This window comes from Sphingobium sp. TomTYG72 (assembly GCF_055394715.1).
Window position 1 is genome coordinate 2633402 of sequence record NZ_AP027336.1, and the last position, 26093, is coordinate 2659494.

A 26093-nucleotide genomic window follows, 5' to 3' on the forward strand; every position below is an offset into this window, starting at 1 on the left:
CGCCGTCGGCTGCCTCTCCCAAATCAAGATATTTCAGGAGCAATTTCCATGCACAATACACATGCCCTCCAGCCCAAACCCCGCAGCTGGGTGATCATCGACATCGAAAGCGCTGTTACGGATGAAAGCGGTCATCGCCGTTATATGGCAATGGAACGCTGGGTGCCGTCGCCCGGCAAGCCGTCGCGGCGCAATTACGAACGGAGCGCGGATCCGCTTCAGACGCCCCGTTGGCCCTTTCAGACCATCGTGGCTGCCGCCATTATGATCCTGGTCGAACATGATGATGGCAATGTTGACGTCGCCAGCTTCACCACCCTGAGCGCGCCTGAGTTGGACGAAAAAGGCGTCATGAGCGGTATCATCGACGCATTGGCTGCAGCGCCGGACGGAGCGGAACTATGTTCATGGGCAGGCATGCTCCATGACGTTCCGTTGATGTCCATGGCCTGCAAGCGCCACGGTCTGACTTATCCCGCAGGTTGGCGCTGGCTTGGCTTTGGCGGCAACGATCCTGTCCGGCACCTTGATTTGGCTCGCACCACGACAGGCGGCTTCAAGATGAAGCCGATCCATCTCGCCGAAGTTCTCGCGTCGCTCGACATCCCGGCCAAGATCACGGTTCCCGCCTTCGCGGTTGCGCCGCTGATCAATCAGAAGCGGTGGGATCTTGTGCGAAGCGTGGTGGAGAATGACGTGATCAGCACCGCCCTGCTGCTGGCCCACTGGCGTAAGCTTCATGATCCGCGGACGGAACTGCATGTCGTCAAAGACCGCATCCTGCGCCGGGTTGAGGAGATGCGGCCGGGCGCGCTCTATCTGCCAGAACTGAGCGCCTACCGGGCGCGACTGTTCAAGGCGCAGCAGAAGGAAGCAGAGGCGAGCATGACTGTCATGGCTCCTTGGTTAAGGGACGCCGCATGACCATGGTGTTAGGTGCCTTGAGCGGGCTAGCAAAGAGGGGTGGGCAAATTCGCTCCACCCCTTGGCGCTTTCGACCTACGTTGCCAACGGGTCGAGAGGAAGAAGTCAGGCTGGCCATGTAATACCGGGAGACGATTATCTTCTAAACTCTCAGAGTGAGAAGGCCTCATTCAGCGCCTCTGGTGACTGATCGATGGACAACACCCGGCGGACCCGGTTCGATCCAGACACGCCTGGCAAGACAATGCCGTGATACCAGCCATTCCTTCCCAAATTTCGGTCTGGGCCCGGCGACGGTAGGTCAACCAGCAGCAACCCCAACGCGCGCTTTTCCATTTCGGAAATCAGCAAACCGTTCCGATCACAATAACGCCGAACAAATTTATCGAAAATGATGCGGTCCTTTTGGCCTTCGATCCCGTCAACCATCATCATCTCCGGGCTTCTTGGCATGGCGAGTTCCCTGATTGTTGAAACTTCAGGCAGCCTCATCTGCAATGCCTCCATGTCCGCGCCTGTAGAGGGATCGGCCTCCTCAATCCGGTAACCCAACGCTGTCAGATCCAGGTCGTCCCACCGGTTTTTGGGATGCGAGTTGGGCGCATCAATAGCAGGAATCCTACCGTATCCGGCCCCACGTGCACCGTGGTCATGCTCGGCCGTGTGATCGAAAGACGAAGCTGCTGATATAACCTCATCAGGCTGCCCTTCGTCTCCAACGCTGTCGCCATTCAACGATGAAACGTCAAATTCGGGAAACGGGAGGGGGTCCATTGGCACATCAGCGAGTGCTTCCATCGCATCAGCTTCGGTCGAATCTTTAATCAATGAAATCACAGCCGCAAATTTCTTCTTTGACATCTTTCTGACATCTTCGTCGACAACCCCGCCAGCGCCTAGACGAATAGCCCATTCTTCCATTCCGCACGATAAGTGACGCAATTTGTCCGCAGCACGTCGGCGCGCGGCATGAGCTATGGAGCGAAGCTCCTCGCCGATCACCACATGCTCGACCAGGTGAGCCTGAAGCGCCGCAATCACGCGGTCGTTGGCATAAGACTGCAGTTCACACTGATGAATAACCTTTCCCGGGGTCTCATCATCCGCCCAGCTCCGGAGGGATGCGATGGAGCCGCCTGCGGCCCGTTCCGTTGCGGCTAGGGACTCAGCATCTTTCCGAACCCGTTCGAGCCGCTCTGCGATTATTCGGGAAAGTTCATTGAGCTTTGCTTTCACTCCAGGGGCTTGAATGAGAGCCTCGGCCGTGGCGCTGTTGCCAAAAACTATTTTCCCATGAGCAGACGGGTCCAATACGATCGCCATATTTGCTAAAGTTTCTTCACGTTTTGTTGGCCGTCCTCGTCCTCTTCGGGTTGCCGCACGTTTTGTCGTCTGCTTTTCGTTACTCCGGTCCATATTGGTCAGACTCCTTCAATGTCGATAAAATCATTGCCATCAGCAGCATTGATTAACTGCTTATGCTATTGAGTATGCTGTCTTAGGATCGTAAGCGCGAAACTCCAAGCGACTATAATACAAAAAAGTTTGTTTTAAATGCGATGCAGGTGTTCAGTCTAACACCTTAAACGATACTAAAATAAATTCTGCCAACGGAAGTTCTTTAGATAACTGGTCCATCAATGACAGCAGATGTCCGCTTGCAACGCTATCTGGCTGCCGATCCGCGCGTCAGCTTCGCCTTATGTACTCAGCATCCGAGCGCGCAAATTTATTGGGTTATTTCAAAGTCGATGAGCTAAGCCATACGCGTCGGGGTTTTCAAAGGTAGACAGCGCCGGACATTATCTAGCGGGCATGAGAAGCGGTCGTCTCAAGGACCATTGAATTTAGCTTGACGGCGAAATCTTACGCCCTGAAAATGCACCTTGCAAATCGGTCAAATCGTTGACCGATGGGTACAAAAGATGTGTACAGAGGCAACGCTCTGCGAGAGGTGAAATGACGGATTTCCGCCGTTTTTTCGCCGCGTGGACCCCTCCCGTAGGGGTCACCATTTTCCAAGCACAGCCTTCATCATGAGCCGCGTTCCGCCGGGGATCAAAGCGGCGACGCGGCCGTTCTTCATGTCTTAGCAACTGGCATGGAAGGCAGCAGGACTCGTGGCGTCACTTCATTGGCCGAGCCAGCTTATCATCGTGCGTCATGGCCAGAGCGCCGGAAATGTGGCGCGCGACGCCGCAACTGAAGCCCAGTCCGATCGCATAGCCTTGTCCGTGCGTGATGCCGACGTTCCCTTAAGTGGATTGGGCCGGGAGCAGGCGCAGGCGCTAGGCCATTGGTTCGCCAGCGAGGCGGAAGATCAGAGGCCCGAGGTGCTGTTGTCGTCCCCCTATTTACGCGCATTTCAGACCGCGCAGATTTTCCGCGAGGTGGGCGGGGCCGCTCCCGAGGAACCGATCTGCTTCGATGAACGGCTGCGCGAAAAGGAATTCGGCATTTTGGACGGGCTGACGACGACGGGCATCCGCAATCTGGAGGCCGACCAGTATGAATTTCGCCAGATGCTCGGAAAATTCTATCACCGGCCGCCGGGCGGAGAGAGCTGGTGCGACATCATCCTGCGGCTCCGGTCGGTAATGGACACCATATCGCTGCATTATGCCGGACGGCGGGTAATGATTTTCACGCATCAGGTCGTGGTGCTGTGCCTTCGCTATATCATCGAAGGATTGAATGAAGCGGAAATACTGGCGATCGACTGGGCTGGCGATGTCGCGAACTGCGCGATTAGCGATTATGTTTATGACCCTTCCCACGGGCGCAATGGCGGGCTGGTGCTGCGCCGTTACAATGTGACCGCGCCGATGGAGGAAGAGGCGACGCCTGTTACACGCGAACCCGACGCCATTGCCGGAGCACGGGGATGACGCCAGAGATTCTCGATAACGAATGGTTGCGCGCGCACCCCCTGCCGATGCCCGATCATGACTCCGACAAGAATGGGCGGGGCCGCGTGCTGGTGGTTGGTGGCGCGGAATTCGTGCCGGGCGCGTTGCGTCTGACGGGCGAGGCGGCATTGCGGGCAGGTGCTGGCAAGTTGCAGATGGCGACTGTCCGTTCTGCCGCCATGTCGCTGGGCGTGCTGGTTCCCGAAGCCGCGATGACGGCGCTGCCTGCGGAGGAAAATGGCGAGATCGCCGCTGGAGCGGCTGAGCGTCTGGCGCCGCAGCTCGCCCGCTGTGACGCGCTGGTTCTGGGGCCGGGCATGAGCGTGAGTTCCCAGACGGATGAACTGGTCGCTGCCATTTTGGCCGCGACCGATCCGCCGGTCACCATCGTCCTCGACGCGGCGGCGCTGACCTCCGCGCGCGAGCTGCGATCCACCGTCGCCGGGCATGAGGGGCATATCATCCTGACACCTCATCATGGCGAGATGGCTATCCTGACCCGGCAAAGCGTCGAGGCCGTGTCGGCCGATCCCGCGAAGATCGCGCTGCAAGTGGCGCGGGAATTTCAGGCGGTGGTCATCCTGAAGGGCGACCGCAGCGTGGTGGCGGACCCGGACGGAACGTGCCTTGTGCATGAAGGGGGCTGTGTTGGCCTGGCCACTGGCGGTTCGGGCGATGTGCTGGCCGGGATCGTCGGCGGTTTGGCGGCGCGTGGCGCGGACCCGTTGCGGGCGGCCGCCTGGGGCAGCTGGCTGCACGGCCGGGCAGGGCGCGAACTCGCCTGCACCATGGGGCCTGTCGGATTTCTGGCGCGCGAGTTGCTGCCGCTGATTCCCGGTCTGCTGGAAGAGCCCGGCAACGGTTAACTGCGTCGTTCCGCATCCGAATTCATCTTTGTGCGTTTCGAGTGGATGAGCGACAATTTTTCGGTGCTGCCGCATCTGGTCCCTATCGTCATCGCCTACTGCCTGGCTCTGCCTATCGGCTGGAACCGGGAGCGAGCGGAACGCAGCGCTGGCCTGCGCACCTTTCCTCTGGTCGCCGTCGCGAGCTGCGGCTTTGTGCAAACGGTGGAAGGGATGATGGCGCAAGAGGTGGAGGCGCTGGCCCGCGTGCTGGAAGGCGTGATCGCGGGCATCGGGTTTCTTGGCGGTGGAGCGATCCTGCAACAGAAACATTCGGTCAGAGGCACCGCGACGGCAGCCAGCCTTTGGATCACGGGTGCGATCGGGCTTGCAGCCGGGCTTGCCAAATATGATGTCGCGGTGGTGCTTACCAGCCTTACCCTGCTGACCTTCTGGGTCATGGCGCCATTGAAGCCCGCCGAGAATGAACGGGGCGACGAAGAGAAGATCAGTGAGCCAGAAACGCCGCGCTGATGGCGCTGCTTACCCCAGCGCTGCCTGCTTTTCCGCCGCCAGCCGGTCCAGTTCCGCCCGGCTCTTCTTCTCGCTCGCCGACTTGAGCTGTCCGCAGGCGGCCATGATGTCCCGTCCGCGCGGCGTGCGTACCGGGGCGGAGATGCCGCCTTCGAACACGATCTCGGAAAAGCGCTTGATCCGCTCGGGCGTCGAGCATTCATAGTCGGTGCCCGGCCATGGGTTGAAGGGGATCAGGTTGACCTTGGCAGGCAGCTTGTAGTGACGCAGCAGGCGAACCAGTTCGCGCGCGTCCTCATCGCTGTCATTCTTGTCCTTGATCATCACATATTCGAACGTGATGCGGCGCGCATTATTCGCGTTCGGATAGTCGGCGCAGGCTTGCAGCAGTTGTTCGATGCCGAATTTCTTGTTGAGCGGCACCAGTTCGTCACGCACGTCCTTGGTCACGCCATGGAGCGACACGGCAAGGTTGACGCCAATCTCTTCCCCCGCGCGCGCCATCATTGGCACCACGCCGGAGGTGGAGAGCGTGATCCGCCGCTTTGACAGAGCGAGGCCATCGCCGTCCATGACAACCTTCAGCGCGTCGCGCACATGGTCGAAATTATAGAGCGGCTCGCCCATGCCCATCATCACGATGTTGGTCAGCATGCGGCCGTCGGGGCTATATTGCGAGCTGTCGTCCGCTTCGTCATCATTGGCGGACGCCATGCTGCCCTTGGGCCATTCGCCCAGCGCATCGCGTGCCAGCATGACCTGACCGACGATCTCGCCCGGCGTCAGGTTGCGCACAAGGCGCATCGTGCCCGTGTGGCAGAAACGGCAGTTGAGCGTGCAGCCGACCTGGCTCGATACGCAGAGCGTTCCGCGATCGGCGTCCGGGATGAACACCATCTCATAATCCTGCCCATCGTCCGACCGGAGCAGCCATTTGCGGGTGCCGTCGCTCGACACTTGCGCTTCGACAACCTCGGGACGCCCCACGATGAAACGCTCCGCCATCCAGCCGCGCATCGGCTTGGCAAGGTCGGTCATGGCGTCGAAATCGGTTTCACCGCGATGATAGAGCCAGTGGAACAGCTGCTTCGACCGCAGCTTTGCCTGCTTGGCGTCGAGGCCTGCTTCCTCCAGCGCGCTTTTGATCTGCGGGCGCGACAGGCCCATCAGGTCGGTGCGCCCATCTTCACGGGGCGTCACCGCGCGCGGGACGGGCACAGGGTCAATGATGCCGGGGATAGGCATGGTCATATGCCGGGTCCTTTTGGTTTGGGAAGGTGGCAATCCCGAATGCCGTCAACATGTGCGATCAAATCCTGAGCGGCGCGATGGTCGCCCATGCGATCAAGGATGACATCTATCCCTTCGCGCCGCGCTAGCTTCGCTGCGGGAACGAAATCGGCATCCGCTGCTACGATCACGATCTGGTCTACCTGCCCCTTGAAGGCAAGGGATGCGACGTCGAGCCCCAGACGCATGTCAACGCCCTTCTGCTTGGTGTCGATCTCGAAATCATCATCGGTCGGCACGAAATTCTGAGGGTCAGCAATCAGGCGGACGGTTGCCTTTTCGCTAAGGCGCCAATGAGAAGTGTCATTCAGTCGACCTAAGCGGATCGCTACTTTCCTCAACTTCCCGACCTCATGGTGCAAGGCGAGGCGAAATTTTGCGTCTTCGGACTTGCTGAAATCCACGGACTTCTTGACCAGAGGCGTATGCATCCGTTTGGTCAGAGGCGGGCAATCATAAAAGAAGAGCCGGTAAAACTCGCGTGACTCGGCCAGAAGCTCATTGCGAGCAATCTGGTCCTGGACATTCAAGGGGCCGATTCTCTGGACGAGATGCCAATAAGCAAGCATCCCAAGCCCATGGGCTACACTGGCCGGGTCCTTGCGATCATGATCGGGGAAAGCGTGTTTGAAGCGGCGCAAAAAGAAAGCGCCATCGATCAGAATCGCGGTAGCCATTATGAATGAAGCTCTAAAAAATTGTCCCCGGGAGCGGCCTTGAGTTGATATCTGCTCTTGCGAGCGCCTCAAGACGGCAAACCGGGGACGGGATAGCGCGCAGATAGCTGTCCCAAGCTAAAAAGTCAAGATTTACCGCAGCCGCGCGCACCCCAATGCCGCCGCGTCGATCGCTGTCGCCGCGCCGCGCAGCGTGTAGGTGTCCGCGAAACCGCGCCCATTTGCGCCCTGCGTCTGCACGCTCATACTGCCTGCCGATCGCATGGCGGCAATGATGGCCGCATCCGCGCGCGGGTCGGGCGCCCACGCATCAGCCTGTCCCGCGACCAGCGTGAAGCGCCTCTCCCCAACATTCAGGATAACGGGAGAACCATCCGCCCGCACCCGGCTCAATCGGAAATGCACCTGTCCGCGCACGCGCTGGCGAGGCCAATTCCCCACTGCGGCGAAACCATTGCCAGCGCGGCTCACGGGTTGGGAGATGGCATAGCAACGCGGTGCCGCCGGGTCACGGAACGCCCCCCAAGCCTCGAACATCCCCAGAGAATCACGTGCGAATGCCGGCTTTGCGATCAGCAGGAGCAGGAACCAGGCGCGCTTCATGACGCTGGCAAAGCCCATCATGTCCTCTTTTGCAACCCTTGCCTTCACGAAACGATCAGCAGGTGCTTGCCGCCGCCGCAACAGTGGTTATGAAGGATCATCCATCATTGTCGCCCGGATTCGACCGCATCCGGGCTTTGCGCAGAAAAGAAACGGACAAACAGGGACATGAAGGCCACCATCGAACGCGCCACGCTCCTCAAGAGCCTCAGCCACGTCCAGTCGGTGGTTGAGCGGCGCAATACGATTCCGATCCTGTCCAACGTGCTGATCGAAGCATCTGCGGATGGCGCGATCAAGCTGATGGCGACCGACCTCGACCTCCAGATTGTCGAAAGTATCTCTGCGCAGGTGGAGCAGCCCGGCGCGACGACCATTTCGGCGCACACTCTGTTCGACATCGCTCGCAAGCTGCCCGAAGGGTCGCAGGTGTCGCTCCAGGCGGCGGAAGGCAAGATGCTGATCCAGGCGGGCCGCGCTCGCTTCAATCTGTCGACCCTGCCGCGCGACGACTTCCCGGTGATCGCGGAAGGCGACCTGCCGACCAGCTTCGAACTGCCCGCAGAGACGCTCAAGCAGATCATCGACAAGACGCGCTTCGCCATCTCGACCGAAGAAACGCGCTATTATCTGAACGGCATTTATTTCCACGTGTCGGATGATGGCCAGCCGGTATTGAAGGCAGCGGCGACCGACGGGCACCGCCTTGCTCGCGTCACGGTGCCGCGCCCCGATGGCGCCGAGGGCATGCCGGGCATCATCATTCCCCGCAAGTGCATCGGCGAACTGCGCAAGCTGCTCGACGAAGTCGAAGGTTCGGTCCAGATCACCCTGTCGGCGAGCAAGATCCGTTTCGGTTTGGGCAGCGCGATCCTCACCAGCAAGCTGATCGACGGCACTTTCCCCGATTACAGCCGCGTCATTCCTACCGCGAACGACAAGCTGCTCAAGATCGACCCGCGCAGCTTCGAGGAAGGCGTGGACCGCGTCGCCACGATCGCGACGGAAAAGACTCGGGCGGTCAAGATGACGCTCGATCGCGACAAGATCACCCTGTCAGTGACCAGCCCTGAAAACGGCACGGCGGCCGAAGAAGTGCCGGGTGCGTTCCAGGGCGAGGGCTTTGATATCGGCTTCAACGCCCGCTACCTGCTCGACATTCTGGGCCAGATCGACAGCGAGACGGTCGAACTGCACCTCGCCGACGCGGCAGCGCCGACGCTCATTCGGGAAAATGATCGCAGCCCTGCGCTCTATGTCCTGATGCCGATGCGCGTATAGTCGGAAACGGGGTAAGCGGTCGTGCGGGACCGCTTGCTTCATCCTGCTCAGCCTGTTTTGGCCTCTGTTGAGCGGACGCTGAGGCAGTATTGGCGTCGCGAGAGGGGCGTTCCCTCTCCCGTCATACCTTGCCAGCCGGTCGGGTAAGTTTCTTTCAACATCTGTGCGTTACGCACGGCATATGGCCCCGTCGCGCACCAAGCTAAGCGATACATCATATCGACCTGCCGATCTCGCGGTCGCGCTGGGTCTGGCCGAGGGTGGGACGCAGGCGTCAGCCTTCTGGATATCCGGAGCGTTCGCCCATATCGCTCGCCTCTGGCCGCTGGTGCTGCTGGGCAAGCTGTGCACCATCACGCTGCTCCATGTGCCACTGTTCACCTTTGGCAACATTCTCCACTTCATCACATTCCTGGCGATGTTGCTGATAGATGGCATGCTGATCGCCGCTCCACGTGCCGAACGATTCCAGAGTCTACGGCCGCATGTGCAGAAATGGCTGATGTTGCCGATGGCGCTGCTGTCGAGCATGAGTTTCAGCATGTTGCTGGGTCCGGCGCAATTTGCAGGGCCATTGTCGATTTCTCTCGCGGCAGAAGTCGCGATGGCGTTGATCGCCGTGTCGATATTCGGCGACCGGCGGTTGCTGGGCGTCAGCTATTTTCTGGGCACGTTGATCGTTTCGGCGTTTCAGGAAGCCGGTGTTGCGCAACTGGGTCTGTTGGTGAGTTGCATCGCGGTCATGATGATTGCCGCAGTGCGCCAGGCAACGTCTGATTTCGAACGGGCCATCGCGCAACATCAACAGGACCTTCGCGCGCAACGATCCGACCGCCTGTTGCAGGAATATGAGCAGTCGGGGCAGGGCTGGTTCTGGGAAACCGACCGCCAGGGCTGCCTCACCTACCTATCCGAAACGCTCGCGCGGACCCTGGATATCGCCGAGGACGAACTTGTCGGGCGCCCTATCTCCGACATTGTCTCGGCGGGTGATCATCAAAATGGCGGGGGTGAGCGCACCCTCGGCTTCCATTTCTCGACGCGCACCGGCTTTTCGGACATTCATGTTCGCGCGGCCGCAACGCGTGACGAGCGCTGGTGGTCGATATCCGGCCAGCCGGTTTTCAACGAATTTGGCCAGTTCCACGGCTTTCGCGGGAGTGGCACCGACCTTACCGAAATGCGCCGGAGCCAGGCCGAGGTAAAGCGCCTTGCCCAGTTCGATTCGCTCACCGGGCTCGCCAATCGCGTCCAGATGCTGCGGTCGCTGGAAGATGCTGTGGCCGGTGCGCCCGGAAAGTCTGGCGATTGCGCTCTGCTGATGCTGGATCTGGATCGCTTCAAGACCGTCAACGATACACTTGGCCACCCGGCCGGGGACGCGCTGCTGCGGCAGGTGAGCCAGCGTCTTCAGCGTGTCGCGGGCGATCGTGGGCTTGTAGGGCGGCAGGGCGGCGACGAATTCAAGGTGCTGCTGCCCGGCAGGCATGATCGTGCGCTGCTGTCCCAACTGGCGACGATGATCATCAACACGCTTTCGCAACCCTACATGGTCGAGGGGAAGGCGGTCGTCATCGGCGTGTCCATCGGGATTTCCTGTTGCCCACATGATGGCGAAACGGCGGATGCGCTGATCCGCAACGCTGATCTCGCGCTCTATGCTGCAAAGGGCGACGGGCGTGGCGTCCATCGTTTCTATTCGTCCGAAATGCACGCCGATGCAGAGGGGCGTCGGCAGTTGGAGGAGGATCTTCGCCACGCGCTGGCTTCGGACGGGCTGCACCTTGTCTATCAGCCGGTCGTGTCTTCCAAGACGGAGAGAGTCACTGGCTATGAGGCGCTGCTTCGCTGGACCCATCCCGTACGTGGTGAGATTTCGCCATCCATTTTCGTGCCCATCGCCGAGGAAACAGCGCTTATCGGCCCGATAGGTGACTGGGTACTCCGGACTGCCTGCCGCGATGCTTCGGAGTGGGGCGACGATATTCGCGTCGCCGTGAATGTCTCGCCGATCCAGTTCGCCAATCCAGGATTGCCGGCCACGGTCTTGAGCGCGCTTGCCGCCTCCCAACTCGCGCCCCAGCGGCTGGAGTTGGAGATCACCGAAAGCGTGTTCCTGAATGACAGTGATGGAACGGATGCGATGTTCGCCCGGCTTAAAGGGATTGGCGTCCGTCTGGCGCTTGACGATTTCGGTACCGGATACTCCTCGCTCGGCTATTTGAAGAAGGCGCCGTTCGACAAGATCAAGATCGACCAGAGCTTTGTGCGCGGCGCGGTGATGACCGGCAGCCGCAATAGCGCGATCATCAAGGCGATCGTCAGCCTGGCCGAGGCGCTGGGCATGGACACCACGGCGGAAGGTGCGGAGACGCAGGACGAACTGGCGCTGATCCGTGACCTGGGGTGCAGCCATATACAGGGCTATGTCTATGGGCGCCCGCTTGTTGCCAGCGACGTGCTGGCCCGGCATCGCGCGCATGGCACGGTGGCGCTGGTGGAGGGTTTCCAGTCCAGCCGCCCGGAACGCAAGACGATGCTGCGGACGATCGCGGTGCGTGCCGATGGTCACGCCTATACCGGGCGCATCCGTAACATCTCCTCGACCGGCGCGCTGATCGAGGGGCTGTGGCATGTGCCCCAAGGCACCCAGTTGTCGATCGAGTTCAGTGACAGCCAGAGCGTAAGCGCTGTGGTTCGCTGGTCGCGCGAGGATCGGATAGGTGTGGAATTTACCAGCGCCATCGATATCGCCGCTGCCTGCGCCCTGCCTCGCTCATTGGCATCCTGAACTGAGCAGGTCTGCGCGGCGACGCCCGCAAGCGCATAAAAAAGGAGCTGCCAATGGCAGCTCCTTTTGTTGGACGTGCCGGATGTTTCAGGCGGCGATCGCTACCTGTTCGGCCTGAACAAGTCCGCGCGCGACATCCTTGACCAATGCGATGAAACGTCCGGCTTCCCGTGCGATCATCGCCTTGTTGAAGCAGGCAGCAGCACCCCGGTCCAGCGCTTCGGCCATGATCGGCGCTCCGTCGCGCATCAGGCTGGACAGCATGATGACCGGGCAGGGATCGATGTCCATAATCTCGTCCAGGATACTCAAACCGTCGCGCCCCGGCATGGCAACGTCCATCGTCACCACATCGGGCTTTTCCATGCGGATGAGGTCGATCGCTTCTTCGCCATTGCGGGCGATGCCCACGACGTCGAACCGGCAATCGCGTTCCAGCAGCGTTTCGATCATGGCGCGAATGGTCAGCGAATCATCGACCACCACGATCCGTATCGGCTTTGCCATGCATTCCTCCGACCCTTGTTTTCAAAGGTCATAACGGACGGAAAAAGGAGAGTTTTAGGCAAGAGTCAGAAGAACAGCTTGCGGAAGGAAATGCTGATCGTGCGGCCCAGCGGATCGAGATAGCCCTGCTGGTAGCGCAGCGGGGTTCCTCCGGTCGCGTCCGTCACATCGCGTCGCGTGTTGAAGATGTTGTTGATCCCGATCGATACCCGCGATCCCCGCAGAAAGGGATGATTCTTCACAAGCGAAGGCATCTGCCCCAGATTGGCGAATAGTCGCAGGTTAGCGGTCGCCAGACTTCCGAAATCGAGCCGCGAAGTGCCGCCCAGTGCTCCATCGACATGGGTGCCGCTTTCCCAATTGACGCTGAGCCGTGCGCCAAGGCCATTGTTGGTGTAGCCGACGCGCGCCTCCACCTCATGCCGTGGCTGGCCGCCTGATGATCCCGTCGCATCGCCATTCAACAGATCGAGTTCCGGCACGCCCGGCGCGATCAGGATGCTCTCGGTAAAATGCCATGTGTGGTAGAGGCTGAAGCTGAGGCGCCCGCCTCCACGTCCACCGCCAAAGCTGCCCGGCCTGCCAAACCCGCCGCCCGGCCGTTCGCCGCCTCCGGGGCCGCCAAAGCCGCCCTCGCCGTGCGGTCGATCGCTGCCCTCCTGTCCGTGGGGCGGCGGCGTGCCATCCTGGCCTCCTTGCGCGCCACGCTGCCCGCCGCGATTGCCGAAAAGCGCGCGCATATCCTGTAATTTCTTGGGCCGATCCTCAGGCTTTGCACCAGCGGCGCGCCAAGCCTCTGCCAACTTCTGGATGCGCGACTTCAGCGGGAAGGAGAGGTCGAAGCCCCAACGCAGCTGTTCGCTTTGCGAGCGCAGATAATTGATCGGCGTTGCATCGATTTCGGTCAGCAAGCCGCCGACGCGGGTGAAGCGGCCATCAAAAGCGTCCTCGATTGCGGGGGTCGGCTCGGGAAATGCCGCGATTGGATTGCTGGTCCGGCTGTTGAGGTAGGTCGCGGTCAGGGTCAGGTTGGGCTTGTCGAAAGGCTTCACCGTTGCGCTCAGCCGGAACTGGTCGCGCACGCTTTCCTTCAACTGCGCGTTGCCCCCCGTCACCCGCGTGACGAAGACGGTCTGGCCGCTTTGATAATCAAAGACGGGTACATTCTCCGTCCTGACTTCGGGATCGCTTAATTGGTTTCCCGTCGGCGCGGCCCGGTCCTGGTTCGCGGACACCAGCAGTTGCACCGCAGGGATCGGCCGCCAGCGCAGGCCATAACCAAGGGTGGAGAGCGTGCCGAAGTCCGAAAGCTCCTGCGCTGCCGCATTCACATTGATGCCGATATCGCCGACCGCGTCCAGCACGCCTCTCGCCTTGCTGGTGATTGGCAAGTCGAGCGTGACCTGCCCGCTGGCGATCTGCCGATCATAGTCGATGTCCTGCTCGAACCCGTTGCGGATCGACCAGCCCTCAAATCCATTGGTCGACGCCCCCACCCGGACGGAGCTTGTGACGGAGCCCGCAGGCAACTCGAACACAGGGCCTGACAGCAGCAGGTCGCCCGTCACGGCCTGCGACCGCGCGCTCGCCCGGTCGGTCGATGCCGATCGGTCGGTTCGCGTGCGGGTGTCCGACAGGTCGCCATTGCCGGTGAAGGACCATTGCCACCCCTTGCCGAGCAGCCCGTTAAAGGTCAGGCCGAGATGGCCGGTCGTTCCGCGAATCTGCTGGTCAAGCCGGTTGTCGCGCAGAAATTCGGCATAGAGCGGCCCGTTGCCGACCGGTGCGGCAAGTGCGGCGGCAGACAGCCCCTGAAGCGAGTCATTGTCCGACAGTTCCACCCGGCCGTTGACGGTCATCGACACGCCGCCGAGCGCACGTGCATAGGTGGCGTTCGCGGACACGCTCTCGGTCGCCGGGCTCAACGTGCGGAAACGGGTGATGTCGATCAACGCCGGACTGCTCGCCGTCCGATCGATCCCGCGTTCGCTTTCCAGTAGTGAAGCGGCGGCATTATATTTGACGTTCAACGTAAAGCGATTGTCACCCCGGATGCGCAGCAGGCCTGCCTCGGCCGACCCGGTTTCCCGTCCGCCATCGGTCGTCGTGGCCGCCCGTAGATCGGCCAGCTCCGCCCGGAAACGCTGGCGCAGGACGATGTTCGCCACCTTCTGCGTTGGTGCATAGCCATAGGATAGGGCGACCTGTTCCGGCAGGATGTCGACCCGCGCCACGGCCTCGGACGGGATGTCCTGGATTTCGGAAAAGCTGGAAATGCGCTTGCCGTTCAGCAGCACGACCGGGGTCCCGTTCGTCTGCACCGACAATTCGGTGACCATTTCCGATATGGAGGAGACGCCCAGAGCGCGAATGTCGGCGGAGGAAAGCTGTTGTTCGGGCTTGATATTGCCCAGCACAGCGCCCCGCTGCGGCTGGCCGGTGACGATGATTTCGTCGCCTTCGTCCATCTGCGCAGGCGGCTCCTGGGCTGAAGTCTGCGCCATCAGCGCAGCGGGCGATGCGCCCATCATGAAAAACAGCATCAGCGAAGCCGGTCGGCGCACGAACATACCCCTTTTGGAAAAAGCGAACCCTTGATGGTCCGTCACTAGGGGCGAACTGTCTCAAAATCTTGGCAAGGCCAAGGCGAATTTGTCGCAAATTGTAGCAGACGCCCTACGCACTGCGGATACCGTCATCCAATCCATAGATAGGCTGCTCTTCTCGCTTGTTCCCTTTGCCCATTGGCTCGCTTAGGCTTCCGTTATGCGCACCCTATACCCTGCAATCGATCCCTACGCTGTCGGCCATCTTGATGTTGGCGATGGCCATTCCGTCTATTGGGAGCGCGTCGGCACGCCGGGGGCAAAGCCTGCGGTCTTCCTCCACGGCGGGCCGGGCGGCGGCATCTCGCCTGATCACCGCCGCCTGTTCGATCCGGATCGCTACGACATTTTACTCTTCGACCAGCGCGGTTGCGGCCGTTCGACGCCGCATGCCTCGCTGGAAGCGAATACGACCTGGCATCTTGTAGCGGACATCGAGCGCTTGCGGGAATTGATGGGCGTTGATCAATGGCTTGTCTTCGGGGGCAGCTGGGGATCGGCGCTGGCGCTTGCCTATGCACAAAGCCATCCATCCCATGTCAGCGAATTGATTCTGCGCGGCATCTTCACGCTGCGCCAGCAGGAGGTCGACTGGTATTATCAGGAAGGTGCCAGCCGCATCTATCCAGATAAGTGGGAACGTTTCCTTGCTCCCATAGCGGAGAAGGATCGGGGCGACTTGCTTCATGCCTATCACCGCATCCTGACGGGCGAAGATCGTGCGGCGCAAGTCGCGGCGGCCAAGGCGTGGAGCGTATGGGAAGGCGAAACCATCCGTTTGCTGCCAGACGCTGCCCTGTCAGCCACGCATGAGGATGATGCCTTTGCCCTCGCCTTCGCGCGGATCGAAAATCATTATTTCGTGCATCGCGGCTGGCTGGAGGAAGGCCAGCTCATCCGTGATGCGGGCAAGCTCCGCGACATTCCCGGCGTGATCGTTCAGGGTCGCTACGACATGGCCTGTCCCGCCGAGACCGCCTGGGCGCTGCACAAGGGATGGCCTGAAGCACGGTTCGAGATGATCGAGGGCGCTGGGCACGCCTATAATGAACCCGGCATCCTCGACGCCCTGATCCGCGCTACGGATAGTTTCGCAGTCTGAAATTCAGATGGTGAAGGGGGATGGGCGACCGTCGAGCATCAAAAGCTCAAGGCTCTCCCTTGGACTCCTGCATCCGCCGTTCGGCAAACCATTGTTCCAGCATCTTGGCGGTGCAGCCGGTAAAGCCGTTGCTCCCGATCGCCGAGCAGCTGCCGGGAAGATTCTGGCGCTGTACTTCTTCCATCGTCGCCACTTGGCTACCCCAGCCCGGCCCACCGGACGGGGCGGGCTTTTCGCGCAATTTCTTGGGGATGCGGTAGCGTTCGGACTCAGGCTTGCGCGCGCAAACGACGATCTCGTCGCCTTCGCCCTTGGGACAGGGGTCGTTCCCATAGACGATCAGGTTGAACACGCGCTGTGGCGGCTCGGCCCTGGCTGGGGCGAGTAAGGCTATGGGTGCAAGCGCCGCCATTGCGAGGAGGGCATGAACCGGGAAGCGCATGGGTTTTATCCTCTTTTCGCCCCTGTCCACCGGCGGAGTGCCCAATTCCGCCAGCCTTACCCAGACGCCAAGCGCCCGGAGCAACCGTCAGGGCTGCGTGGGTGCAGTCTGCTGCGGTTGGCTGGCCTGCGCCTTCTCCTCCGCCACGGCTCGTGCCTCGATCGCCTTGCTATCCGCGTCGATGGTGGAAAGCCGCCGTGCCCGCTCGGCTTCGACCAAATCCTTCCAGCTGGCATTGTCCGCCGCCTGCCGTTCCGCCTTGGCAAGCCTGGCTAGCTGGTTGAAGCAGCCCGTGAAGCCGCCCGGGCCAGTGGCCGAACAGCTTTCCGTGCCGGTCCGGCCGACATATTCCATCGACCGCACGCGCTCGCCCCATGCCTGATTGCTCGGCTTGTTGGGATCACCACGCAGCGGTTCAGGGATGCGGAAGCGTTCTTCCTCACCCTTGCGCGCGCAAACGACGATGTCGGTGCCAGCGCTTTGCGGGCAGGCGTCATCGCCATAGACGATGACCAGATTGACGCGCTCCGATCCCGTAGTTCCGGCAGCGGCGGTCGGGGCCTGCTCCTGCACGGGTCCGGCCTGCTGCTGCGCCATGGCGGGCAGGGCGCTCGCGGCCATCAGCAATATGGCGGCTGTCGCGGTCTTCATCATCGTCCTTATCTCCTCAGATCCGCTTCGACAGCGCGATTGCAGCCCGGCACCCCAATCGAATGACGCCCGAAAGCAGCGGATAGGCGGGTGCCTGCTCTGCTCCATGGGCGATCGCGGTTTCGCGATGTTCGACTTCTTCCGCCTGAAAATCCGTGATGGTGGCGGCGAGTTCCGGGTCGTCGCCTGCCAATTCCGCCAACTGCTGGCCATAATGACGGTCGATCTCCGTCTCGATCGCGGCGGTGCAGGCCATGGCGGCGCGCGGGCCGATCGCGGCGGTTACTGCGCCCAGCGCAAAGCCCGCGACGTTCCAGATCGGCCGAAGCGCGGTCGGTCTTACACCGCGCCGGGTGATCATCGCGTCGAATATCTTGCGGTGCCGCTCTTCCTGCGCCGCCATGCCTGCGATGACGCGGGCGTCGGGGTGGCGATCGCCAAGCACGGCAAGCTGCCCGGTATAGATGCGCGTCGCGCCGAATTCGCCCGCCTGATCCACGCGCAGCATCGCCGCGCGATCATCGGCCGTCACCTTCCGGCCGGGGCGGGGGAACTCCCTGGGCGCGTTCATGCCTGTTTCCTCGACTTGATCAGCAAGGCCAAGATGGCGAGCGCGCTCGCTCCGGACAAGAGCCCGTTGAAGCCTGCGAGCGAAATGCCGAGCAGCGTCCAGGGCGCGACATCGCAGCGGGTGATCGGGGTCGCCATGATCTGGTTCAATATGTCGGCCGGGTTGCCCCCTGCCGTAGAGGTGGAGCAGGCCGTCAGTCCCTGCCACCAGCCATATTCGACGCCTGCATGGAACAGGCCGATCGCGCCGCTGATGCCAATCGCCAAGCCCGCCAATCCCGCGAACAGCGCACTGATGCAGGGCCGCTTTTTCGCCGCATAGGCGATCAGCGCGAGCGGAATCGCCGCCATATGCGGATAGCGTTGCCACCAGCACATCTCGCACGGATGCAGACCGCCTACATATTGCGAAGCGTAGGCGCCGCCCAGCAGCAATAGCGGCATGACAAGGGCGATTGCGCGGGCGAGAGGCAAGTTCTTCATGATGCTCGCTTAAACGGCCCCGAACCTTTCGTCATGCTGAACTTGCGTCAACGCCCGAACTTCCGCTGGGTCTTGCCGTAGCGCAGCTTGCGCGTGCCCGGCTTGCCTTCGGTCGCCCGCCCGCGCGGCGCGGCGACCTGCTCGTTGGCGGGCAGGCCCAGCTCCTCCGCCTCCAGCTTGCGGATTTCGTCGCGGATGCGGCCTGCTTCCTCGAATTCCAGGTCGGCGGCGGCGGCGCGCATCTTCTTTTCGAGATCCTCGATATAGACACGCAAATTATGGCCAACGAGGTGCGGGCGGTCGTCCAGCCCGGTATCGACCGTGACCTGATCCTTGCTCGCGACATGGGCGATGATGTCGCCGATGTTGCGCTTGATCGTCGTCGGCGTGATGCCATGTTCCAGATTATAGGCCTGCTGTTTCTCGCGGCGGCGGCTGGTCTCGTTGAGCGCCCGCTCCATGCTGCCGGTGATGCGATCGGCATAGAGGATGACCCGTCCTTCCACATTGCGCGCCGCACGGCCGATGGTCTGGATCAGCGATGTTTCCGATCGCAGGAAGCCTTCCTTGTCCGCATCGAGGATCGCGACCAAGCCACATTCCGGAATGTCGAGACCTTCGCGCAGCAGGTTGATGCCGATCAGCACGTCATAGACACCCAGCCGCAGGTCGCGGATCAATTCGATACGTTCCAGCGTCTCGACGTCGCTGTGCATGTAGCGGACCTTGATCCCCGCTTCATGCATGAATTCGGTCAGGTCCTCCGCCATGCGCTTGGTGAGCGTGGTGACGAGGGTGCGATAGCCCTGCGCCGCGACCTTGCGGCATTCGTTGATCAGGTCGTCCACCTGATCCTCCACCGGCTTGATCTCGACTGGCGGGTCGATGAGGCCGGTGGGGCGGATGACCTGTTCGGAGAAGACGCCGCCGGTCTGCTCCATCTCCCATGGTCCCGGCGTCGCGGACACGCTGACCGTCTGCGGGCGCATCGCGTCCCACTCGTTGAAGCGCAGCGGCCGGTTGTCGATGCAGCTCGGCAGGCGGAAGCCATATTCGGCGAGCGTGATCTTGCGCCGGTGGTCGCCCCGCGCCATCGCGCCGATCTGCGGCACGGTCTGGTGGCTTTCGTCCACGAACAGCAGCGCGTTCTCCGGGAGATATTCGAACAAGGTTGGCGGCGGCTCGCCCGGCAGGCGGCCGGTCAGGAAGCGCGAATAATTCTCGATTCCCGCGCATGATCCCGTCGCCGCAATCATCTCCAGATCGAAGTTCGTGCGCTGTTCCAGCCGCTGCGCCTCCAGCAGCTTGCCCTCTGCCTGCAATTCCTTCAGCCGTTCGGTCAGTTCAAAGCGGATCGCTTCCATCGCCTGCTTGAGCGTTGGTCCCGGCGTGACGTGGTGGCTGTTGGGAAAGACCTTCACATATTCGAGAGTGGCGATCTTCTTCCCCGTCAGCGGATCGAACTCGACAATCTCCTCGATCTCATTGCCGAAGAAGGAAACGCGCCAGGCGGTGTCCTCATAGTGGGACGGGAAAATCTCCAGATTGTCCCCCTTCACCCGGAAATTGCCGCGCGCAAAGGCTGCATCGTTGCGCTTGTACTGGAGCGCCACCAGTTTGCGGATGATCTCCCGCTGGTCCTCAATGCCGCCCTTCTTCATCGAAAAGGTCATGGCCGAATAGGTTTCGACCGAACCGATGCCGTAAAGACAGGATACCGACGCGACGATGATGACATCATCCCGCTCCAGCAGCGCGCGGGTGGCTGAGTGGCGCATCCGGTCGATCGCCTCGTTTACCGAGCTTTCCTTCTCGATATAGGTGTCCGACCGCGCCACATAGGCTTCGGGCTGATAATAGTCGTAATAGCTGACGAAATATTCGACGGCGTTTTCGGGGAAGAAGCTCTTGAACTCGCCGTACAGCTGTGCGGCGAGAATCTTGTTGGGCGCGAGGATCAGCGCCGGGCGCTGCAACGCCTCGATCACCTTGGCCATGGTGAAGGTCTTGCCCGATCCGGTGACGCCCAGCAGCACCTGATCCTTCTCACCCGCCTTTGCCTGTTCGACCAGTTCGGCGATGGCGGTCGGCTGGTCGCCAGACGGTTCATAGTCGGAAACCAGCTTGAACGGCCTGCCGCCCTCGCTCTTTTCCGGGCGCGCGGGACGGTGGGGGACGAAGCCTTCGCCGGTCTCGGGCTCGTCCAGCGTGGTGCGAATCTGAATGGACATGCGGGCCAATATGGGCATGGTCCCGCACCACAGCAATGTGGGAGCGAATATCCCACGAACGGGAGGAAGGGACTGTATGCGCAAAGCTATTTTTCTGCTCGCGTCCTTGGCCATGTTGCAGGCATGCGCCACGACGACGGCAGAAACCCGATCGGCGCAGACGCCGCCATCGGCCATGCAGGGAAAGAACCCGCTGGGCGGCGGTTATCTTGGCGGCGGTGCGCTTCCTGACAGCCTGTTACTCTCTCCGCCGCCCCCAGCGGCAGGATCGGTGGCCGAGGCGCGCGACAGGGAAGGGGCGGTCGCTGCCGTCGCGATGCAGGGTAGCGCACGCTGGGATCTCGCCAAGGCCGATGCCGACCTACGCCCCGCCCACGCTGCCGCCGCGTTCTCCTGCACGGCGGGCTTCCCGATCGATCAGGCCCATGCGCCCGCGCTGACCCGCCTTCTGACCCGCACGATGGGAGATCTCGGCCTATCAACTGCCGACGTAAAGAAACGCTATATGCGGCAGCGTCCGTTCATGGAAAATGACAAGCCCAGCTGCACGCCGGATTGGGAGAAGTTCCTGCGCCGCGACGGCTCCTATCCCTCGGGCCACAGTGCCATCGGTTATGGCTATGGCCTCATCCTTGCGGAATTAATGCCTGACCGCGCGGCAAGGCTGGTGGCGCGCGGCCGTGCCTTCGGCGACAGCCGCCGCATCTGCAATGTGCACTGGCTGAGCGATATCGAGGAAGGACGGGTCATTGCCTCTGCCACCGTGATGCGCCTCAATGCCGATCCCGCCTTCGCTGCCGATCTTGCCGCTGCGCGCAAGGAAGTCGCTGCGTTGCGCAGCAAACCCGCCGAAACCGCACCTGATTGCGCGCAGGAAGCTGCGGCCCTGGCCCAATAGGCGCAGGATCATTTTTCATCCTATGCCTGTCCTGATATATGCTGATGGTTAGACAGGCCGGGTCATTCCGGCATCAACGGGGGAAGATCATGCTTAAAGCCTTTGCCGTCATTGCTCCTGCCACGTTGTTGCTCGCCAGCTGCGGCGACAAGCCTTCCGGCGAACCGCAGACCCGCGAGGAAGTGAAAGCGCAAGTCGAAAAGGTACAGCTGAAGCCCGGCCAGTGGGAAGGCGCCTATACGCTCGAGGATATCGACATGCCGAACATGCCGGGCGGTGGCGATCAGATGAAAGAGCAGATGAAGAAGATGATGAGCCGCACCTCGATCAAATATTGCGTCTCTCCCGAAGAAGCGGCGAACCCCAGCGGCAAGATGTTCTCGGGTCAGGAAAACAAGGATTGTACCTACAAGGGCTTCGACGTCAGCGGCGGGTCGGTGAAGGGCGAGATCGCCTGCAAGTCGGAAAATGGCACGATGAATGCCGTCATGTCCGGCGACTACGCGCCGGAAAGCTATGAAATGCACATGGACATGAAGATGAGCGGCGCGCCGGGCGGCATGAACATGAGCATGAAGGCGAAGACGTCGGGCAAATGGGTGGGCGCGGAGTGCGTCGCATCCTGATATGATGGAGAGCGCGGAGGGCTTTTGCTGGCTCTGCGCGCGCGCCTTAGGCAAACGGGTCGAATGGCATCATCCGGTGCCGAAAAGCCGGGGCGGACGCGACACGGTGCCCGTCCATCCAATCTGTCATCGGGCCATCCATGCGCAGATGAGCAATGTCGAGCTTGCCCGCACGCAGGGTGATGCCGCTGCCCTCCGCACGCATCCCGGTATCGCCCGCTTTCTCGGCTGGGTCGCGGCCAAGCCGCCCGACTTTCACGCGCCCACCTACAGGAAACGCTAGCGTCACTTTTCCTCTTGCGCTTGGGCGCTTGGCAAGCGAGCCTCCGCCCGTTCCGTAAGAGAACAGGGGAAGAGGATATGCGAAAGACGATAATAGCGGCGTTGCCGCTTGCGATGACGCTTGGCTTGGCGGGATGCGGCAATGAGACGCCTGCACCCGAAGCCGTTGAAGCGCCGATCGTGATGAAGGGGGGCGAATGGACGATCACCCGCAAGACTACCGGCTACAACACGCCAACTGTCACGCCCGAACAATATCAGGTCGCGCTGAAACAGGTTGATGAGGAAAAGCTGTGCATTGCCGTCGATGCCAAGGGGACACCTGATGCCGATGCTCTGGCAGGGGATGAGGGCAAGGATTGCACCTATAAGGACAAGCTGCTGCGCAAGGGGCGGTTGATCGCGACCCTGTCCTGCAAGTCCGGTGGAGCGACATCGGAAATCGTGCTGGAGGGCAACTACACCGCCGATACGTTGACGCTGGGCAGCACCATGACGAAGACCGCCGGGGGCAGCCCGGTATTGCGCACCACCCATGACGTGACTGGCAAACGCACCGGAGAGTGCGGCAAGGCCTGAACAGCCTGTCCTGAGAGACCCTCCGCCGCCCGCCAGCGGACGGCTTCCTGTCCGAAATCGCCAATGCTGGCGGCGGGATTCTGTGCCATTGTCGCGCCCGGCATCCATCAGAATGTCGGAGAGTCGAGACATGCTCTTTCATCTTTCGATTGCCGCGCATGATCCAAAGCATGTTGCGGAGGTCATCGCTGAAATGTGGCGCGGCGAGGCGCTCTATTTCCCGCCGGTGACGCCGGGCAGCTGGATCGCGCTCGCTGGGGATGACCGGGGCACCGCCATAGAGGTCTATCCGATCGACACTGTCCTGCGTGAAGAAGAAGGCGACGCCGATAGTTTCGGGGAACGAACCGGCGAAACCCGCTACACCGCCACCCATGCCGCGCTGGCAACGCCGCTGTCGCGCGAGGAAATCATGGCGATCGCGGAGCGGGAGGGCTGGCCCGCCAAATATCGCAAGCGTGGCGGCGCTTTTGGCGTGATCGAATTGTGGATCGAAGGACGGCAGATGATGGAGATGCTGACCGCCGAGATGCAGGCCGAATATCTCGCGGCGATGACGGCGGACAACTGGCGCGCGATGTTGGAAGCAGGCCCTCCCGCCTGACCTATTGCAATGCCCGGATGGCGCGTTGGTCGCATCGTTTTGGACTATGCGGCACGGCGGAATAGGCAGGCACCTGGATGGACTGGCCGATCCGCAACGGCGCAAAACGCTGCCGCTCTATGCCTTCGCATTTCAGGAAAAGCTCCAGCATGCGGGGCGGTGTGTCCCATTTTTCATAAGACAGCCGGAACGTGCCCCAATGGATGGGGATGGCGGTCGATGCCTTGAGCTTTTCGAACACCTCGACCGCGCGCTGCGGCCCGATGTGGGAGTCCGCCTCCATCTGCCCCGGCCAGAAGCGGAAAGCACCGATCGGGATCATCGCGAGCCGGATCGGGCCGAACCGCGCCGCCTCAGCGGGCCATGCCATGTCGCCAGCCCCCGTGTCGCCCGCGAAGAAGATGTTGCCCGCGCGCGTTTCGATGAGGAAGCTCGACCATAAGGCCCGGTTGCGGTCAGTGCCCCACCGACTGCTCCAATGATGATTGCGCAGCACATGGACGCGATAGTCGGGGCAATGTTCGTAATTTTCGCACTGGATGACTGTTTGCGTCCCCAGATTATTGAGGGCGGCGCCCGTCACCGACTGGCCCCAATCCAGCGCGATCGCCGGAATGCCATTGTCCTTCAGGATGCGCTCATTGCCCAGGCTGACGATGATCTTGGGCCGATCTCGTTCCCACAGCTTCTTGAGCGTGGGGATATCCATATGGTCATAATGATTGTGGCTGACGATGATGAGGTCGATCTTCGGCAAGTCGTCGAACCGGATGCCAGGCTCGGCTACCCGTTTGGGACCCAGCGGTGGCAGGGGGCTCGCATAGTCGGACCAGATGGGGTCGGTCAGGATGTTGATCCCCGCAGCCTGCACCAGCACCGTGGCATGACCGACCCATGTCGCTACCATGCCTTTCGGCGCTGCGAAGGCTGGCGGGCGGGTGGGCTTCACTGCGACCGTTGTGGGCCATGCAGGGCGTTCATCCTGCCCCGTCAGCCAGCGAAGGAGAAATCCGCGTCGATTCGTTCCTGGGGGACTTGAAAACTCGATCTCGCCATCGGGATTGAAGAAGTGCTCGCCGTCATAATGGCGGCTGACCGGCCCGTCATAATAGGCGCGGTCGAGAAAGGGGGGGATGATCGTGATCGCAAGGCACAGCGCGATTATCAGGAACAGCAGCCCGATGCCCGCTCCGCGAAAGACTTTCCCGATGATGCGGCCCATGCCGTCTCCTGCTTCGATCACGATGCAGGGTCATAGCCGCGATATGGCGCGGGACAAGAGTTGCTTATCCCTCGCGTCCTCAATGCCGCATGTGTCGAAGCCAAGGTAGCAAGCGTCGCTGAAGGTCCCGCACGTCGCTATCCTCTCCTTCCAGCAAAGGGATGGCATAGGTCTCAAGATCGTCCTTCAACAGGCTTACGCTCCGGCTGGGATGATGCAGATCAACCACCGCGCCATCGGGCATATGCGTGGCTAGCGCGGCCATCCCGTCGCTGATGCTGGCGTGGGGGCCGTCTACTTCGTAATCCTCCGCCAGCAGCAGATCGACCATCATGCCTGCCAGCAGCGGGTCATCCTCGACAATCAGGATGCGGCCATTGGATCGCGCCATCACTCTTGCTCCAGCCCGAAATGGCTGCGGTAGCGGTTGAAGCAGCGTTCGCCGCAACTGAGGCGGATCAACGCGCCTTCGGCGATAGCGGCGGCCCGGCGCGGGTCTTCGGCGACCAGCGGCTTGATCGCCAGTTCGTTCCAGTCGCGGCTATGTTTTACGTCCAACACCGCATGCAGATCGAAATATCGTCGCTCCGACTGGCTGAGCCCGATGCGTCGCAAGGCGCGGGCGGTGTGCGCTGATCGACCCGGCGCGGTCAGCTCGATCGCGCCCAGCGCGCCGACGCTGTGCCACGCATAGCAGCGCTGCGTCGCCATTGCAGTCATGGCGTTGGCGAGCGCCAGGCTTTCCCAGGCCGTGGTCTCGATCGTCGGCGTCAACTCCAACGTCCTGACAAGCTGCGCCAGCATGGGGCCGTGCATGCCCTTTTCCTGCCCGCGCCCCATCTCGTCCCAATAGTTGCGGGCAAGTTCCAGCTTCGCAGAATCGGGCAGCTTGACCTGTGTCAGGGCGACGAGATCGTCAAAGCCAGCTTCGCCCGCCGCTTCCTGCGTCAGGAACCAGCGGATTTCGTCGCGCGACGCATGGTCGGCGAGCCAGGGAAACAGCGCGTCATGCTGGCCGGGGCCAGTCTGCTCCAGCGCCTCGAACCATTGGATGAAGCCTTCGGGATCGGTTGGCGCCTGCGCCGCGCGGTCGCGCACCATGGCGCGCAGTTCTTCCATAAAGCCATGCTCCAGCCGCAGCATGGCTTCATCCTGGCGGAACCGGCTTTCCCAATCCTCCGGATAGGATGGGGCGAGACGTTGACGGTTCCAATGACTGAGGCGTTCCTGAAAGCCTTGTTGAAGAAATTGCGATGCGCACTCGGGTGCGACGAAACGGGTAGCCACGGAAATACTCTCCTGATTGTACCCCTGTTCAATTCGGGGGGAGGGCGCGGCGTTCCCTCAAAAATGCCTAACAGGGATCAGTATCAGGGTGTTTACTTGAACGAGAGCGGGTCGATATGGGGTCCTCCTGCACATCTCGCCGATAGGAA

The 26093-nt window shown here is 61.5% G+C and carries 26 protein-coding genes; 12 read left to right on the top strand and 14 right to left on the bottom strand.

Annotated features, from left to right (window positions below; genetic code table 11):
• Window positions 1–48: 48 nt before the first annotated feature.
• Entirely contained in the window at window positions 49–924 is an 876-nt protein-coding gene (locus tag ACZ5U1_RS13010; RefSeq protein WP_464778759.1) for a 3'-5' exonuclease family protein, read from the top strand.
• Between the two features lie 150 nt (window positions 925–1074).
• Here the strand turns inward: ACZ5U1_RS13010 and ACZ5U1_RS13015 are convergent, their stop codons facing one another.
• A complete protein-coding gene (locus ACZ5U1_RS13015; protein ID WP_464778760.1) occupies window positions 1075–2340 on the bottom strand; it encodes a hypothetical protein in 1266 nt (421 codons plus the stop codon).
• Between the two features lie 704 nt (window positions 2341–3044).
• On the opposite strand from ACZ5U1_RS13015, the gene ACZ5U1_RS13020 reads away from it, so the two are divergent.
• Genes ACZ5U1_RS13020 through ACZ5U1_RS13030 form a run of 3 tightly spaced genes read left to right on the top strand, consistent with a single transcriptional unit; the run spans window position 3045 to window position 5212 of the window.
• Window positions 3045–3812, top strand: coding sequence for a histidine phosphatase family protein (locus ACZ5U1_RS13020; protein WP_464778761.1), 768 nt, complete (start codon window positions 3045–3047; stop codon window positions 3810–3812).
• Window positions 3809–4699, top strand: coding sequence for an NAD(P)H-hydrate dehydratase (locus ACZ5U1_RS13025; RefSeq protein WP_464778762.1), 891 nt, complete (start codon window positions 3809–3811; stop codon window positions 4697–4699). Before ACZ5U1_RS13020 ends, ACZ5U1_RS13025 begins: the two co-directional genes overlap by 4 nt.
• Before the next feature lie 45 nt (window positions 4700–4744).
• Window positions 4745–5212, top strand: coding sequence for an MgtC/SapB family protein (locus ACZ5U1_RS13030; RefSeq protein WP_464778763.1), 468 nt, complete (start codon window positions 4745–4747; stop codon window positions 5210–5212).
• 9 nt (window positions 5213–5221) lie between these two features.
• On the opposite strand, the gene rlmN is transcribed toward ACZ5U1_RS13030, so the two are convergent.
• The 3 genes from rlmN to ACZ5U1_RS13045 all read right to left on the bottom strand — a co-directional run bounded on the left by rlmN (window position 5222) and on the right by ACZ5U1_RS13045 (window position 7800).
• Entirely contained in the window at window positions 5222–6463 is a 1242-nt protein-coding gene (rlmN, locus tag ACZ5U1_RS13035) for a dual-specificity RNA methyltransferase RlmN (protein WP_464778764.1), read from the bottom strand.
• On the bottom strand, window positions 6460–7179 hold the full coding sequence (locus ACZ5U1_RS13040; RefSeq protein ID WP_464778765.1) for an NYN domain-containing protein: 720 nt from the start codon (window positions 7177–7179) through the stop codon (window positions 6460–6462). Before ACZ5U1_RS13040 ends, rlmN begins: the two co-directional genes overlap by 4 nt.
• A gap of 132 nt (window positions 7180–7311) precedes the next feature.
• On the bottom strand, window positions 7312–7800 hold the full coding sequence (locus tag ACZ5U1_RS13045; RefSeq protein WP_464780052.1) for a hypothetical protein: 489 nt from the start codon (window positions 7798–7800) through the stop codon (window positions 7312–7314).
• Window positions 7801–7950: 150 nt separating this feature from the next.
• On the opposite strand from ACZ5U1_RS13045, the gene dnaN reads away from it, so the two are divergent.
• Window positions 7951–9063 carry a DNA polymerase III subunit beta gene (gene dnaN / locus ACZ5U1_RS13050; RefSeq protein WP_464778766.1) on the top strand — a complete coding sequence of 371 codons (1113 nt, stop codon included), beginning with the start codon at window positions 7951–7953 and terminating at the stop codon, window positions 9061–9063.
• A gap of 181 nt (window positions 9064–9244) precedes the next feature.
• Window positions 9245–11854, top strand: coding sequence for an EAL domain-containing protein (locus ACZ5U1_RS13055; protein WP_464778767.1), 2610 nt, complete (start codon window positions 9245–9247; stop codon window positions 11852–11854).
• Window positions 11855–11941: 87 nt separating this feature from the next.
• On the opposite strand, the gene ACZ5U1_RS13060 is transcribed toward ACZ5U1_RS13055, so the two are convergent.
• Both ACZ5U1_RS13060 and ACZ5U1_RS13065 read right to left on the bottom strand, forming a co-directional pair.
• Complete coding sequence (locus ACZ5U1_RS13060; protein ID WP_449470863.1) at window positions 11942–12361, bottom strand: response regulator; 420 nt, start codon at window positions 12359–12361, stop codon at window positions 11942–11944.
• Window positions 12362–12426: 65 nt separating this feature from the next.
• The gene (locus tag ACZ5U1_RS13065; RefSeq protein ID WP_464778768.1) at window positions 12427–14931 is read right to left on the bottom strand and encodes a TonB-dependent receptor; all 2505 of its coding nucleotides are present in this window, start codon (window positions 14929–14931) and stop codon (window positions 12427–12429) included.
• A 196-nt stretch (window positions 14932–15127) separates the two neighbouring features.
• Here ACZ5U1_RS13065 and pip point away from each other — a divergent pair, with 196 nt between their 5' ends.
• On the top strand, window positions 15128–16069 hold the full coding sequence (pip, locus tag ACZ5U1_RS13070) for a prolyl aminopeptidase (RefSeq protein ID WP_464778769.1): 942 nt from the start codon (window positions 15128–15130) through the stop codon (window positions 16067–16069).
• Window positions 16070–16115: 46 nt separating this feature from the next.
• Here the strand turns inward: pip and ACZ5U1_RS13075 are convergent, their stop codons facing one another.
• The 5 genes from ACZ5U1_RS13075 to uvrB all read right to left on the bottom strand — a co-directional run bounded on the left by ACZ5U1_RS13075 (window position 16116) and on the right by uvrB (window position 20446).
• Window positions 16116–16511 carry a hypothetical protein gene (locus tag ACZ5U1_RS13075; RefSeq protein ID WP_464778770.1) on the bottom strand — a complete coding sequence of 132 codons (396 nt, stop codon included), beginning with the start codon at window positions 16509–16511 and terminating at the stop codon, window positions 16116–16118.
• 87 nt (window positions 16512–16598) lie between these two features.
• On the bottom strand, window positions 16599–17165 hold the full coding sequence (locus ACZ5U1_RS13080; protein WP_464778771.1) for a hypothetical protein: 567 nt from the start codon (window positions 17163–17165) through the stop codon (window positions 16599–16601).
• A gap of 13 nt (window positions 17166–17178) precedes the next feature.
• A complete protein-coding gene (locus ACZ5U1_RS13085; protein WP_464778772.1) occupies window positions 17179–17733 on the bottom strand; it encodes a demethoxyubiquinone hydroxylase family protein in 555 nt (184 codons plus the stop codon).
• On the bottom strand, window positions 17730–18215 hold the full coding sequence (locus tag ACZ5U1_RS13090; protein ID WP_464778773.1) for a disulfide bond formation protein B: 486 nt from the start codon (window positions 18213–18215) through the stop codon (window positions 17730–17732). Before ACZ5U1_RS13090 ends, ACZ5U1_RS13085 begins: the two co-directional genes overlap by 4 nt.
• Window positions 18216–18262: 47 nt before the next feature.
• On the bottom strand, window positions 18263–20446 hold the full coding sequence (gene uvrB / locus ACZ5U1_RS13095) for an excinuclease ABC subunit UvrB (RefSeq protein WP_464778774.1): 2184 nt from the start codon (window positions 20444–20446) through the stop codon (window positions 18263–18265).
• Window positions 20447–20522: 76 nt separating this feature from the next.
• On the opposite strand from uvrB, the gene ACZ5U1_RS13100 reads away from it, so the two are divergent.
• The 5 genes from ACZ5U1_RS13100 (at window position 20523) to ACZ5U1_RS13120 (ending at window position 23435) form a co-directional block, all read left to right on the top strand.
• A complete protein-coding gene (locus ACZ5U1_RS13100) occupies window positions 20523–21344 on the top strand; it encodes an acid phosphatase (protein WP_464778775.1) in 822 nt (273 codons plus the stop codon).
• A gap of 89 nt (window positions 21345–21433) precedes the next feature.
• Complete coding sequence (locus tag ACZ5U1_RS13105; RefSeq protein WP_464778776.1) at window positions 21434–21970, top strand: DUF3617 domain-containing protein; 537 nt, start codon at window positions 21434–21436, stop codon at window positions 21968–21970.
• A gap of 4 nt (window positions 21971–21974) precedes the next feature.
• Complete coding sequence (locus ACZ5U1_RS13110; protein ID WP_464780053.1) at window positions 21975–22253, top strand: HNH endonuclease; 279 nt, start codon at window positions 21975–21977, stop codon at window positions 22251–22253.
• 77 nt (window positions 22254–22330) lie between these two features.
• Window positions 22331–22831, top strand: coding sequence for a DUF3617 domain-containing protein (locus ACZ5U1_RS13115; RefSeq protein ID WP_464778777.1), 501 nt, complete (start codon window positions 22331–22333; stop codon window positions 22829–22831).
• A gap of 130 nt (window positions 22832–22961) precedes the next feature.
• On the top strand, window positions 22962–23435 hold the full coding sequence (locus tag ACZ5U1_RS13120; RefSeq protein ID WP_464778778.1) for a hypothetical protein: 474 nt from the start codon (window positions 22962–22964) through the stop codon (window positions 23433–23435).
• Window position 23436: 1 nt separating this feature from the next.
• Here the strand turns inward: ACZ5U1_RS13120 and ACZ5U1_RS13125 are convergent, their stop codons facing one another.
• The 3 genes from ACZ5U1_RS13125 to ACZ5U1_RS13135 form a co-directional block, all read right to left on the bottom strand.
• Window positions 23437–24657, bottom strand: a complete 1221-nt coding sequence (locus ACZ5U1_RS13125; protein ID WP_464778779.1) for an MBL fold metallo-hydrolase — start codon at window positions 24655–24657, stop codon at window positions 23437–23439.
• Window positions 24658–24736: 79 nt separating this feature from the next.
• Window positions 24737–25048, bottom strand: a complete 312-nt coding sequence (locus tag ACZ5U1_RS13130) for a response regulator (protein WP_464778780.1) — start codon at window positions 25046–25048, stop codon at window positions 24737–24739.
• Window positions 25048–25944 (bottom strand): iron-containing redox enzyme family protein, encoded by an 897-nt coding sequence (locus ACZ5U1_RS13135; protein WP_464778781.1) that lies wholly within the window; start codon window positions 25942–25944, stop codon window positions 25048–25050. Before ACZ5U1_RS13135 ends, ACZ5U1_RS13130 begins: the two co-directional genes overlap by 1 nt.
• Window positions 25945–26093 lie beyond the last annotated feature (149 nt).